General features: G+C 55.8%; 10 protein-coding genes. 6 read left to right on the top strand and 4 right to left on the bottom strand.

Annotated features, from left to right (window positions below; all coding sequences use genetic code 11):
* The first annotated feature begins 22 nt into the window (after window positions 1-22).
* A complete protein-coding gene (locus R4P57_RS10755; protein WP_317802837.1) occupies window positions 23-883 on the top strand; it encodes a shikimate dehydrogenase in 861 nt (286 codons plus the stop codon).
* 76 nt (window positions 884-959) lie between these two features.
* Here the strand turns inward: R4P57_RS10755 and R4P57_RS10760 are convergent, their stop codons facing one another.
* The gene (locus R4P57_RS10760; protein WP_317802838.1) at window positions 960-2813 is read right to left on the bottom strand and encodes a phospholipase D-like domain-containing protein; all 1854 of its coding nucleotides are present in this window, start codon (window positions 2811-2813) and stop codon (window positions 960-962) included.
* Window positions 2814-4116: 1303 nt separating this feature from the next.
* Between R4P57_RS10760 and R4P57_RS10765 the strand changes: the two genes are divergently transcribed.
* Genes R4P57_RS10765 through R4P57_RS10775 form a run of 3 tightly spaced genes read left to right on the top strand, consistent with a single transcriptional unit; the run spans window position 4117 to window position 6205 of the window.
* Window positions 4117-4416, top strand: coding sequence for a hypothetical protein (locus R4P57_RS10765; protein ID WP_317802839.1), 300 nt, complete (start codon window positions 4117-4119; stop codon window positions 4414-4416).
* Entirely contained in the window at window positions 4413-5483 is a 1071-nt protein-coding gene (locus R4P57_RS10770) for a Tox-REase-5 domain-containing protein (RefSeq protein ID WP_317802840.1), read from the top strand. Before R4P57_RS10765 ends, R4P57_RS10770 begins: the two co-directional genes overlap by 4 nt.
* 17 nt (window positions 5484-5500) lie before the next feature.
* Window positions 5501-6205 (top strand): Imm52 family immunity protein, encoded by a 705-nt coding sequence (locus R4P57_RS10775; protein ID WP_317802841.1) that lies wholly within the window; start codon window positions 5501-5503, stop codon window positions 6203-6205.
* A gap of 108 nt (window positions 6206-6313) precedes the next feature.
* Here the strand turns inward: R4P57_RS10775 and R4P57_RS10780 are convergent, their stop codons facing one another.
* Complete coding sequence (locus R4P57_RS10780) at window positions 6314-6679, bottom strand: Lsr2 family protein (RefSeq protein WP_317802842.1); 366 nt, start codon at window positions 6677-6679, stop codon at window positions 6314-6316.
* Between the two features lie 840 nt (window positions 6680-7519).
* On the opposite strand from R4P57_RS10780, the gene R4P57_RS10785 reads away from it, so the two are divergent.
* The gene (locus R4P57_RS10785; protein WP_317802843.1) at window positions 7520-8971 is read left to right on the top strand and encodes a hypothetical protein; all 1452 of its coding nucleotides are present in this window, start codon (window positions 7520-7522) and stop codon (window positions 8969-8971) included.
* A 794-nt stretch (window positions 8972-9765) separates the two neighbouring features.
* On the opposite strand, the gene R4P57_RS10790 is transcribed toward R4P57_RS10785, so the two are convergent.
* Window positions 9766-10818, bottom strand: coding sequence for a 5'-nucleotidase (locus tag R4P57_RS10790; protein ID WP_317802845.1), 1053 nt, complete (start codon window positions 10816-10818; stop codon window positions 9766-9768).
* Window positions 10819-10916: 98 nt separating this feature from the next.
* On the bottom strand, window positions 10917-11183 hold the full coding sequence (locus R4P57_RS10795; protein ID WP_317802846.1) for a helix-turn-helix transcriptional regulator: 267 nt from the start codon (window positions 11181-11183) through the stop codon (window positions 10917-10919).
* A gap of 348 nt (window positions 11184-11531) precedes the next feature.
* Here R4P57_RS10795 and R4P57_RS10800 point away from each other — a divergent pair, with 348 nt between their 5' ends.
* A complete protein-coding gene (locus R4P57_RS10800) occupies window positions 11532-12674 on the top strand; it encodes a hypothetical protein (RefSeq protein WP_317802847.1) in 1143 nt (380 codons plus the stop codon).
* Window positions 12675-12834 lie beyond the last annotated feature (160 nt).

A 12834-nucleotide genomic window follows, 5' to 3' on the forward strand; every position in this document is an offset into this window, starting at 1 on the left:
GCAAATATGATTGACTAAGGATATGAAGTACGCGGCGCTAATTGGAAACCCAGTTGAACACAGCGTTGCCCCATACCTCCATGAATACCTGGCGCGGATGCATCATATCGAGTTTCGCTATCTGAAGATCAAGGTCGCCGAAGGTCAGGTTCATTCGACTCTTGCTTCACTGAAACAACTTGGATTTTGCGGTTGCAACGTTACGTTGCCGTATAAAGAAGAAGTGAAAGGGTATGTCGGCACATTGGATAACGCTGCCAAAGGTTCCGGTGCCGTTAATACTATAGTTCTACACTCAGACGGTGCCGTGGGGAGAAATACCGACTGGATCGGGGTCGAACAAGGGCTGATTGCAGCGGGTCTTGTGGTTGGCCCAGATGACCGAGCTGTTGTACTCGGTAGCGGCGGCGCAGCACGTGCCGCCATATACGCACTCAAGCAACTAGGGTTCGAAACAGTCGAGGTTTTCCACGTCACACCTGCCGATGAAAAGACCCAGCGACTTTCTGCTGAATCACCGACTGGCGGCTTCACTATGCACACCTACGATGAGGTAGTCGGTGGAATCGACCGAGCAAAAGTTGTTTGCAACATGACGTCGACCGGGATGGCTGGACAAGATAGTACTCCGTTCGATCTGACGCGGCTCGATACGATTTCACTTTCAGGAAAGTACTTCTTCGATGCAGTCTTTAATCCCGTGAATACGCCCTTCTTGAAATATGCAGGCGACAACGGCGCGGTTATCGTTGACGGAATCTGGATGATGATCTATCAAGGAATTCCCGCCTTCGCGGCGTGGACTGGCGAGGAGGTGCACCTCCAGAAGGCCCAGTTACGAGAACTTCACTCGATGCTCGTTCATGAAGTAGGCGCGCACTAGCATGATCTCATACCTGGGATAATACTAGATTTCGCGAGAACTAGGAGAACCTATGGCTAAAACTATCTTCACACTCCTAAATCGTCTGCCCTACGACCATCGAGTCAAACAGCGCCAGACGCTTTGAGCGGAAACTGCCTTGTTTGTACTTCGACTGCCACTTGTCGGTCTCGTCAAGAAATATGTTGGAACCGTTGGCGATTCTATCAGTCCGCGCTAAGTCCTCGTAAACGCTGCGGAAGTAGTAATGAATGAACAGCCTGTTGAACTCCGTGAGATAGATGTCGGCCACGCGCGTGTCTCCGCGGATGACCAACATGTTTTCGTCATTCTCTTTGGTTGAGGGGTCGCTGAAGTTTGCGGAGCCAGTCACAACAATCGGGTCAGCGCTCAGCGGTTCGACGAGCATAAATTTGGAATGAATGTAGCTGACGTGGCGGTTTAGACCGAGCAGTCCGGCATTGGTCTCGCGTGCCCAATGGTAGACAGGATTTTCAACGAACGAACCCCAGGCAGTATAGACATTGTTCGATCTATCGATACGAACGAATGCGTTCTTACTACGCGGATTAGGTGCGTCGCGTTTTTCGAGAAGCATGAACACCAACCCGTTGGCGGCAGTGTTGTCCTGCAATAAATCTTTGAAGGCAGTCCCGACGCCGAACGCCAGCGTTATACAACCTTGACGTTTCGTCGAATCCAGTAGTTCGGCGTACGAACCGAGCACACTCGTACTCAACCGCGGACTGAAGACCGGAGTCACGCCGCGGGGAACCGAATGTAAATCAGACGGTACCGGACTGATCGTCTCGACATCGGTACGGAACTGCTTGTTTTTAACACGGACCTGTACTGTGGTGTCGTTGTCGGTGCCGCCAGGGTCGTCCGCCAGAAGCTCCCAATAGGTGACGTAGATCTGGGCGATACTGGCGTCACGGACCCAGTGCCCGACGTTAGTTTGGCCGGCGATGCCGCCCAGAGAGATGTTTGTCGAACCAGTCCAGACCTCAGTCGGATTTCCGCCCTTTGGAATTCGGACCATGAACTTATTGTGTTGAATCGCTGACGTCCGTGCTTCGCGCTTGATGATGCGCTCCACGGGTATTCGAACCTTTTTAAGGAGAGCGAGGTTGGCTTCGCGAGGGAATGCACCGATGGTTTTGCCAGCCGCCTGACGCTCGTTCTGCTTGGCGTCAATGATTAGTCTCACATCAACGCCCCTCTTGATTGCGGATGCGAGGGCACGAGCGACCGGTTCGTAGCGGAATTCGTAGAAGCAGCAGAGTAACCGGTCACCTGGCCCGCATCCTACGATGAACCTCAGGATTGCTTCGTCAAGGTCGCGGCTGAGCCAGTCGATGGCGGCCGTTCGCTTTTCAGGCGAGAGAGTGTCGATAGCGCCCGACCCGAAGCGCCGGGTGTATGCCTGGCTGGAAGCCACACCCCGGTTGAAGAAGATGTCGTGGGTTTCCTCGCTGAAGAGAGGTTCAGTGCGGATGTCGATCTGCACAGGTTTCGCTGAGCGGTCCAGGTTCTTCGGGGTGCCTTTGATGGGATAGAAGAGGTAGGTGTAGTCGCGGTCCGGCTTGGCGGTGAAATCGTCCCAGATGAAACTTTGAACCGGATGGTCGAACGTGCTGACTTGAGTGGATTCGGCAGGTGTTGGGACGACCGACTGGAACACCTTGAAGCCGTACATGAAGTAGCGCTGCTGTTCCGCGGGATCGATCCGCTCTACTGCGAAGCCGAGCAGACCCTTCCGGGTAGCAGCTGAGGCCAGGATGCCGAATGAAACCGTATTGACACCCGACACCGCGACGACGCAATCGGAGTCTTGCTTGTGCTTGAAGCGCATGAGAGGAACCCTCACTTGAGGCATGGCGACAGGAATATTCGGATCAGTCAGGGCATGGATGCCCAGCTTCGTCATGGTACTGCGCTCGCACACGTCATCGCATGGAAATGTGGATCTCTTCCAACTCCAATATTCCACCTTTAGTGAAGGAAAGAAAGCAGTTTGACCGCGCCGTGACGGGCTCTTCCGCGCGTTACCGATCGGTGTAAACATTGTGGGCAGCTGTACTCAACGGCCAATGAGAAGCTCACTTGCCCGAATCACGAGCGACCCTCTCGACTCTGAGAACTCAGAGAAATAAGTCACTAATCCTATGTCCGAAAACCTCGACAGCTGCATTCTAACCAAACGCAGACCGGCTTATGTTTCATGCCGCTGCTTCCTGTACGCCAATATGGTGACCACGACGACTGAAATCCCCAGCACTAAAATCAAGCTCGCGGTCCAGTCTATTACGTAGTCGACGCTGCGCTCTCCGCTTGTAGACTCGACAACACACCGAGCCGCGGGAAAAGGAAGTGGTGCGCGGTTGGTCTCGAAGCTTCCACGAAGATGACCCGATGATGTTCACTCGGGTTCGTAGTCCGAACAAAGGTTTGCCGGTGATGTAGCCAAGAACGAGAAAACGCAGATCGCTAGACCGACTAGAACGCCGAGCACACTTTGTACCAATCGCATCGCGTCGCCTCTTTCGTATAGATGAAACACCGTTGGCGGATTGTGTCCAAGGAACAGCTACTCGACGTCACGCCCACCCCGTGATCGGCGAGGCGGCGGGACGCACAAGAGCGGGATGCGACGACCCACTGCATCCCGCTCTTGTCCTACCGTGTAGATGGCACCGAAGTCGGTGTACTGGTGGGCGATCCGGGCGGGGCGGGGATTGGAACCTCGCTGCTAGTCAATGGTGGTTCAGATGCGGGCGGGAGCGTGGCGGAAGGCACGACCGGAGAACGGACCGGAGCTGGAACAGGCGCCATGGATTAGATATTCCAACCCCAAGGCCCGTTCATGCTGGGCCTGCTACTTCGTTCCGGAAGGCTCCCACAGGTCCCACGCTCGAACCAAGTGGCCTCACCTCGCCATGGACGAGCGCCCAAGGCCTGCCCTCCCCCACCTGCACCAGGCCCCGTGCCGCAACTCGACGGAACCGAAATACCCTGCACGCCGTCCAACGCAATATGGATGAAGAGCACAGGGTGACCATTGAGGCCGGCTTCGCCCCGGACGATCCGGTTGTTGTTGCGGCGGTACTCCGCGTCCGCTCTGAGTTGGCCACTCTCGGGAAGGTGCACGGTCGGACTGCTCAACTAGCGATTCGGTCGGCCGACTCCGTCGTCGGCGAAGTGCTTCGGCACCATCACCTGCTGGAGCAACGATGCTAGAGCCCCTGATTGTGCAGCCAGACGAACTGCAAATTGTGGCCGCCGAGGTCGAAGTCGCGCGAACAGAGATTGCGACCGACGCGACCGACGAGCATCTGGCAGGCACCGTGTCTTTGGTGACAGATTCCTTTGTCGCCGACGAATTGTCTGCAATCGACGCAAGTCTGCTCGTCGCACTTTCAGTGGTTGTGGACCAGCTCGCAATCTTCGGCGACGGCGTAGCTCAATGTGCAACTGACTACGAGCAAGCTGACGCGGCGAACGCTCGCAGCATTCAAGCAGTGGCTGAGTGACGTATCTGCGAAGCACCATCAGTTCGTGGGATCCCGCCACCGTCGCTGCTGAGGCGAAGATGCTTGACGAAGTTGCCGAGCGGCTGACGGCCAAGACACAGAAGCTAGACATGCGGGTCGCGAACCTACCAGACACGGGGTCATGGAGCGGCGCAGCACAAAAATCTGCGGCCGAGACGATGCGGTCGAATGCATTGGAGGCCGCGACGAAGGCCGATCAGATCCGCGCCGTCCGGTCTTCCGTCGTCGACGGCCTGACAAACATCGACTCCGCGCGTCTTCGGCTCCTTCGGCTCGCCGAGCTGGCCGAGTCGGAAGGCATCGTCGTCGACGACGACTGGGCACTGACGCCGCTCGATCCCGCCGCCCAGGATGCGGCTTTCAAGCTGGCCGAGTGGACGACCTCGATCACAGTGGGGCTCGCTAGCCTGGCAGAAGCCGACGCGACATTAGCCACCACCATCCGTGGGGCCGCCAGCGAGTTGCGCGGCGTCAACAGTGGCATGCAAGGCTTCTTTCCGATTGCGCTGGCCGGACTGGCCGTCGCGGTAGAGCTGGCCACGGCAGCTCTGATCGCTGCCGGCGTCATCACTGGCGCAGCGCTTATCGCGCTCCTGCTGGAAAAATTCGCCGGGATCGCCACACCACAGGACATCCTGGACAAGATCCCAGACGTGTTCCGATCGGAAGATGGGCCAGGCCAGTATGAACCACGCAATCACAACATGTCAGAGCGGGCGGCCGAGTACCAGGAGCAGGTCACCGGCAGTCCGCGTGGGATCGAGTACGTTGTCGAAGGGGTTGCATTCGACGGATTTAAGGACGGGGTACTAATCGATGCCAAAGGGCTCGGTTACGAGGGGCATATCGACGAGAACGGAAACTGGAAACCCTATTTCACTGGCGACAAGGCCATGGTGGACCAAGCTGAGCGGCAACTCAGCGCCGCAGGCGACACACCAATCGAATGGCGGGTTGCCGACGAACGTGCTGCGAATGCGATTCGCAGCACACTGCGCGAAGCCGGCATCCGCGGAATTGAGATTGTCCATGTTGCGCCGAACTAACACGAAGGACTCTTGGAATGTCTGAGCATGTCGCCGTGACCGTGTCATGGGGTTCTCGTGTGGAATCCGCAGCCCGATGCGCCGAGCGGCTACTTGATTCACTCAATCGCCTCCCCGCGCAGGACGAGATCTACTCAGACTGGTACGTCTACCCCGCAGGCGGAGCAAACGGCCCTGACGATCTACTTCCCGCACCGGCTGACCTGGATTCGCTGGCTGCGCTTGTCGATTCGACTGCTCTCAAGAACAATCGTGGTGAAGTCATGAGCGGTGGCGGATTCTCGCCCCTACTGACCCGACTACATCGCGAAGGTCCAGTTGATTACCGCGTCCGGTGCGGAGTCGAACGCACACGTCTCGGCAACCACGGACTGCTGAAGTTGCCCCACCCCGACCACGCCGATCCATTGGCAAACGACGAAACTGCCATCCGCGATTCGCTCAAAGCGCTCACTGAAGCGTGGGAGCCAGAGTATGGCGCTGCAATGACGTACTCGTTCATGCAGGCACAGAACGTTGACGACAAGGCGATGGAGATCCCGATTGGGTGGCTCACGTATTTGGCTAACTCGGTGGCCCTCGACGAGTCGAAACTCACCGAACTCGCGCAACTCACACGAGTCGACGGCGGCATCTACCTGCAGCTACACGGAACTCCGCAGGAACCGAGTTTGGATGACGCACTGGGTGTCCGGCGGGCTTTAGGCTATGCGGTGCGTTGACCATCGACATTGCCGTAACTATCGAACACCCATCGCTACGAACACTCCGACCGCGTCCTGTCCGTAGCACTCCGAACGTGGTCACATCCCAAATGGGGCAAAGCCCTCTCAGTGTGCGGCGTCGAAGGCTTCCTCGACGGATGCGGGAATGCGGCCGCGGGTCGAGATTTCATAGCCGTTGGCCTGTGCCCATTCGCGGATGGCGCGGGTCTGAGCTGCGTCTCGCTTGGGTGCGCCGGTCGAGCTTGTCGTAGCTCCAGCCTTGGTCGATTTGCGCGCCTTCCGTCCGCCGACCTTGGTGCTATGCCCGATGTAGTAGTCGAGCTTCCGGTAGAACTCCTTGGCGTTCTTGTCGCTCAGATCGATCTCGTACTCGTTGCCATTGACCGAGAATGTGATGTTCTCGCCGGTACCATCAGGGATCTCTTTGTCGTCGAGATCATCAACAAGCTGAACGAAGATTTGCTTAGCCATCTGGGTTTCCTTCCACCAGGCGAATGAGACAACTGTTGGCCACACGGCACCGCCCGTATTCAACCACTGTCAGAGGCATGAAAGCAATCGGGTCATATGTCACAGCTTCCGAGGGGGTGCAATCACACATCAGGCCGATGCACTGCGGGGATGACCATCTGAATTCCAAAAGCTGGCGCGCAGCTTACCGAAGGCTCCCATCATCGGTGCCGTACGAGCAAATCGGAAAAGACGAATCAGCGACCGTACTCATATGAATGGCCAATTCAAAGGCCCGTGGTACCAGAAAAGAGCATTCGGGGGCTCGGCCTAAACGTCGCATACCCGCTTTCCTAAATGCGTCGCACGAGATTTGCAGCCGCCTTGATCTCGATACCCACAGGTGCGTATAACGTGGAAGTATGATTGACTTTCCCGGATGTCGTGTACCTATGCCCAAACTGCAGCATTGACTTACCAATTAAATAGTCCATAATAGCGGATACCATTACAACACATAGCTACAATCAGCCTCTTTCGGATACCGTAAACTCGGTACTGAAGGCGCGGTCCAATGGATACCCCGACGATTGCCGCAGCATGCTCCTTGACGAGCCCTCCAATGCTGCAGCACTAGCGAACTTTCGAGAGTGCATAGGTAGCAGATTTGAGAAAGTGGCCGTGTACGCAGCCTTCCAGGCATACCATCTGCATGAAGGAAGTCCGCTCATTGCCCTGGAGGTCATAGATGCAGCTGAACGCGACAGTCGGCCGACCGTCAGGGCAGCCGCTCGCTATGTACTCCAACTTCTATGCCTTGATCTGGAGGGATAGCACACACCAGCTCATCCCAGGTGAACGATGAGTGCCGAGACATACCTGAGCCAGGTCCAAGGCATGGAGTCCAACCTCGGGAATTTTGCATTCAAATCGGCAGACATCACACACTTCACCAGCGGCTCAGATGCTATCAAAGAGTTTGAAGACTCATGGCAAACGCCAGAGGGTCGCGCTCGTCTATCGGGACGTTCCCCGTTCGCTTTGGAACGCGATCGGATACTGCACTCAGATGAGTTTCGCAATCAATCTGACAAATATCACACATTATTCTACGGAAGATATCGCTCAACACGAAATTACGCAACCCACACAATGAGGGTTGCACAGGTTGCTCGCTCGATCTCTTCTCGCTTGGGCTTAAATACCGACCTAACCGAAGCGATCGCGCTTGGAATCAAGGTTGGAAGCCTTCCCTTTATTCACAGAAGCAAGGTAGCGGCCGATTCTTGGATTCGAGAAACGATTACGACGTTGGATGTCCAGAAGCCTGGCCGACAGACCAATTTTTCTGAACAACTGGAGATGGTCGATTCGACAGGAAAGGCTTTGCCTCCTAGTTGGATCAAAGATATCAAAGATAAATCCTTGGCCGACAAAGTTATGAAGTATGTCCCCTGGGCGGCAGGTCCAGTTAGCGCTGAGGCATATACAACGGGCCAGCAGAGCTATTGGGCCCTATCGCTGGACCCGTTTCTCCTGCGCCCAAAGCGGCCTTATGTCGCTCAGACTGCATACGGTATCTGGCGGCATTCTCTGTCGAAAGCGTCGGACAGTGCCATCTTCAGGCACTCGCTGCAAGCAACGTTCCATGACTCAAGGGTTTCGTTGTCGATGGACGAAACTCACCATACGAACGAAACTATGGTGGTCCGCTTTTCGGACGACATTACCTGGGTTATAGAAAATCTCCACGAGGCTTCGCGAGTTCGCCTGTCGGCCGAATCTGAAGATAAAGTATTTCACAATGCAGCGCTTCACTTATTATCAGAAGGGGAAGTGCCCCCATCCCTTCAGTTGGCTTTAACGCCGCGGCCCAATGTGGGTACAATCTATACCTACTTTATCGATAACCTAGTCAAGCATTCAAAAAGCCTCATGGATCAGGCGGGGCCCGGCACCCCCTCTGAGACGAACCCCGTGGTTCAGTTATCGAGCGACGCGGCCCGCATGCTACGACAGCTGAAACGCTTCCTAGATGAGCAAATCTTCAATGAGAATCGGATGGCGTTCCGGAATGAGACTTTGGACGTCATTACAAACTCAGCTCTCGATGTGATGTGGAGATCCCAAGGCGCGCACCTTGAAACCGTGCTCACCGACCACGCCAAAACCCGCCTGTGGACGCCGGAGCAGCTGGAAAGCGCCCTGAAGATGCTCGACGACGAACCCGTACACCGCGCGCAGGCTTGCATAGCAGCTCTGTCCGACATGGCTGACAGCGAAGTTTACGCACTGCTTGGATTGGAAATTTGATGAATCTGCGGACTTCCGAAATGCACGTCTTGGCTGGCCCGTTACTGGACTGGGCAAAGCGAAAGCAGAATGACCTTGAGGCGGTATACCAGGAAAACTATGAAGAGCATGCATATTGGTGCCTTTTGGACCTCAGGGCCAGCGCAGCGTACCGCCAAATATCGGGCAGTCGACAAGCCTACATTCGCGGCGAAGTATTTCAATCTCTGATCAAATTGCTCAGTGAGGCTCACACGAACGTTTTACCCTTCAAAGAGATGGGTGATGGCGTCATCGTACGATCGTTATCGCTCAGGCCAATTCTCGAAATTTGTTGTGCACTGGATTCACTCAGTAGAAGCTGGAGTCAGATCGATTCCCGAACCGGCGCTCCAGAATTGACCTTTTCCGCCGCACTCACTTCGGGCCCATGTTCAGCGTTGACAGGACGGTCAGTTCCCGATTACGTCGGCCGTCCCCTAGATCTCCTTGCGCGCATTTCGTCGTACAGAACAAACCGAGATGATATGCTGCTCGTGGCTGACGCGGATATCTCGCAGTACGGACATATGATCCTCAGTGATGAAATGCCGTTCCTAGCGCTTGGCACTCCTCTCCTCCTCCCTTCGGCACTCCAAAAGCCAGGTGAGGCAAAGGCGAGGGTTGTTGAGGTGACAATCAACCGTCAGCTCTTCGACGGACACAAAGATGGATTTGTACCCATTCGTGACCTATTTAGCGAACAGCACCCAAATAGCTGATGGACGTTTGAGATAGGCAACGCCTGCAACCCAGCCGACATGATTCAAATTTCACTAAGTATCGATCGCTGAAGCATTGAGACCGTCTGCGATATCCACCTCACCAGCTTCATTTCCGCCTGTCGGCTCACCACTCTGGAGGACTCCCCCATCTCCCGAGGTCTGTGTCGACGGCTGAAGCAGATTACGAATGCCGAACGGGATATGGACCGACGGCGTGAACTTGGCTGCCGGTTCCAGGTGGCCAGTTTGGTCGTCGAAGAAGATATGGGGCTTCAGCACTTGCAACACCTTGGCTTTCTCAATTCCGCCGAGAAAAAACGCGTCGTTGACGAGCACTTCCCAACTTTTGAGCGTCGCCAATGCCCGCTCGTGAGATGGAGCATTCCTCGCGGTCACGATTGACACGCGTAGCCGGGTGATGTAAGTAGGATCCTCCGCCTTACGTCGGGCCTCGACTAGCTGAAGTCTCGAAACACCGACCAAGAACTCCTTCAGCGGACCGGGTGTGTGGGGCTTGGCCAAATTTTGCGTCTCGTGGCTGTGAAAAGCGTCAAGATCCGCACCCTCCATTACGCGCTCAGATTCGTCATCGGCGAGTACCGCATCGAAGTCGAATGCGATCCGCAGTTCTAGGTCCAGCTGATCATCGACGAACTCGCTATCCAAAACACGACCGGCCGGGTACCCGTTCTCAGTTGCGCGCTGAACATCCTGGGCGTTCGCTGACAGGAAGAGCGAGATGTTGAGTACCGGAATGTAGTCATACGGCGACTTTCCCTGTGTGAAAATCGACCTGGTGATTCCGAGCTTATGATGGGCTACCGACCGCATCACTCTGAGACCGGTGTCGGGATCGTTATGCGACAGAATCATGACTTCGACGAGAGGATCTGCCTGGCTTTCAGACAAGTCGTTAAGAGAGAGAATTCGCCGGACGAAGGGAAATGCGACACCCGGACCGAGGTGGATGTCCAAATTTTCCTGCTGGTACTGCCGGTAAGCCGCTTCTCCCTGACTGCGGAAGATTGCGTCAGATTCTGACAAGTCGAAGAGTGCGCTGGAGGCCACGCCAATCACCAGTCGCTTGCCCAGGTCGTAGGCCACGATCTTCCTCCTCCATCGATGTCGCGAAGCGAGCAAAGATCCTCGCGAACCTCCGATTTAGCCTAGCCAACACAACCGGATGGACGCTGCGACATCCGTCATTCCAGTGAATGACCTTCACTCGGCACTGGCACGCCGTCGAGCAGCACCCCCGGAGCAACGTCAAGGCCGAACGCAATCTTTACGATGTTCTCCAGCCGCAGGCTGCGCTGACCGCGTTCCACCTTGCCGAGCTGCGTCCAATGGATGCCACACCTTAGCGCCGCAGCTTCCTGACTGAGACCAAGTTCCTCTCGGCGGGCACGGATACGCGCACCGAACTCTCGCGTCGTGGCGTTGAGGGGAGGCTTCGCTGCATCGGGCACATATCAACCCCATACGGCCCACGCCCATACGGCCAGAGAGGAATGTACCCATGCGTATTGCACCCATGCACAAACGGCGTATCCTGTTCCTGACGTTGCGCGGACGGATCTGACCAAGATCCACCTGCGTAACGTCTGCCGACTACTCAGCTGGCAAGGAATTGATTTACGCAGAGGGGGTGGACGAATGAACGGCGGCGGCAACTTCAACGGCGGCGGTAACTGATCCCCCGACTACGCAGAGTGCGCAATCACTCCCGGCTCCTCTTTTGCGACCCGGAAGTGGTTGCCACTCTGCACTTTCGGTCTATTCTTAGTTAGTTTCACTTGCTATAATGCAAGCAGTTTATGCAAGATCCCCACCAACGAATCGTCAACCTCAAGCTCGCATTTTTCGCTTTCGCGGTTGCGGTCGCTGGTGTTGCATTGATGGTGCTGAACAAGTACCTCGTGGCGACCGGTACGACAGAAATCATCACGTTCGTCCCGATCAGCGAGGTGGGAGGAACGCTTCTTGTTGCTGGCATCGTCGGAATCGGCCTCGATCTGTGGATCAGCGGCGACCGAGGTGCCGTAATCGAAAAATTGGTCGAGAAGGTCATGATCCGCGTCATGGCAAAACTGGCACCAACGCTCCGGGACTCGGTGATCCAAGCATTCGCCGACAACATCGACAACTTGTCGGTCATTGCGACCGACGACTTCCTCGACCAGCTAACCCGCAACGCCCTTACCCTCAGGCTCGGCGACAAAGACTTCGCAACCGACATCTATGAGGATATCCGCGACCAGGCAATTTCCGCGACCGAGCGCTGGCACGACACGAAGATCAGTATGAATCTCTCTCCGTTGTCCATGGATAACACGTCCACAGAACGTGTTCCGCTTTTCGTTCTCACAACTCGGTACGAGTACACGGTTGTTCCGTCGTCACCAATCCGAAGATTCACCGCCGTTTCCGATGACAGGACCTACCGCGAACTCGTCGAGGACCCCAGCGAGACGTCCATCTGGTATGTCAACCCTGCAACTGGGCTCGATGGAGGAAGTCGGGAGGCGTTCGAGCTGGTGCAGTTCGCCGTCGATGGCGACGAGCAGAAGATCCGTCGCAGTACCCGATCGGGCGTGCAGTCGTACGCTGTCAAGATCGGAAGCGACATCGTCGATGCGGCGAAACCCGTGAATATCTCGTACACCTACCGCACCGTTCTGCGACAACACGGGCACATGCTGCACGTCGACGTTGAGCAGCCGTCAAAGGGGCTCGACGTGGAGTTGGAGTACGGAGACTGCGGAATCGACGAAATGCGCCTGATCCCTTTCATCGCCAGTAGCAAGAAGGTGAGAAGCTATCGGCTGCCACGGACCGTGCCAGAGATGACGGTTGGCATTGGCTTCGACGGTTGGGTTATGCCTAAACAAGGTGTGATCGCCGTGTGGGTCAGCGAAGCGGACTCAAACAGAGCTGAGAAACATCCAGCAGTGGAATAAATAAAGACAGGTCTCTGTCATTCAGTCGAATGAAAAATTCGCCTAACTGCCCAACAACAAGCTAGTGACCTAGACAGATACCAAGCCAAGAGCAATAATCCATCGACTTGACATCCTAAGATCGCCGGACGTCTTGTCAACCTGTGAAGCGTTCGAGATG

The sequence above is a fragment of the Rhodococcus sp. IEGM 1330 genome, assembly GCF_033142445.1.
Lineage (GTDB): Bacteria > Actinomycetota > Actinomycetes > Mycobacteriales > Mycobacteriaceae > Rhodococcoides.

What these genes read in the sequence shown, in the direction of transcription:
- R4P57_RS10755 (WP_317802837.1), top strand. Translation starts at nt 23, where the DNA reads ATGAAGTACGCGGCGCTAATTGGAAACCCAGTTGAACACAGCGTTGCC.
- R4P57_RS10760 (WP_317802838.1), bottom strand. Translation starts at nt 2,813, where the DNA reads ATGACGAAGCTGGGCATCCATGCCCTGACTGATCCGAATATTCCTGTC.
- R4P57_RS10765 (WP_317802839.1), top strand. Translation starts at nt 4,117, where the DNA reads ATGCTAGAGCCCCTGATTGTGCAGCCAGACGAACTGCAAATTGTGGCC.
- R4P57_RS10775 (WP_317802841.1), top strand. Translation starts at nt 5,501, where the DNA reads ATGTCTGAGCATGTCGCCGTGACCGTGTCATGGGGTTCTCGTGTGGAA.
- R4P57_RS10780 (WP_317802842.1), bottom strand. Translation starts at nt 6,679, where the DNA reads ATGGCTAAGCAAATCTTCGTTCAGCTTGTTGATGATCTCGACGACAAA.
- R4P57_RS10785 (WP_317802843.1), top strand. Translation starts at nt 7,520, where the DNA reads ATGAGTGCCGAGACATACCTGAGCCAGGTCCAAGGCATGGAGTCCAAC.
- R4P57_RS10800 (WP_317802847.1), top strand. Translation starts at nt 11,532, where the DNA reads ATGCAAGATCCCCACCAACGAATCGTCAACCTCAAGCTCGCATTTTTC.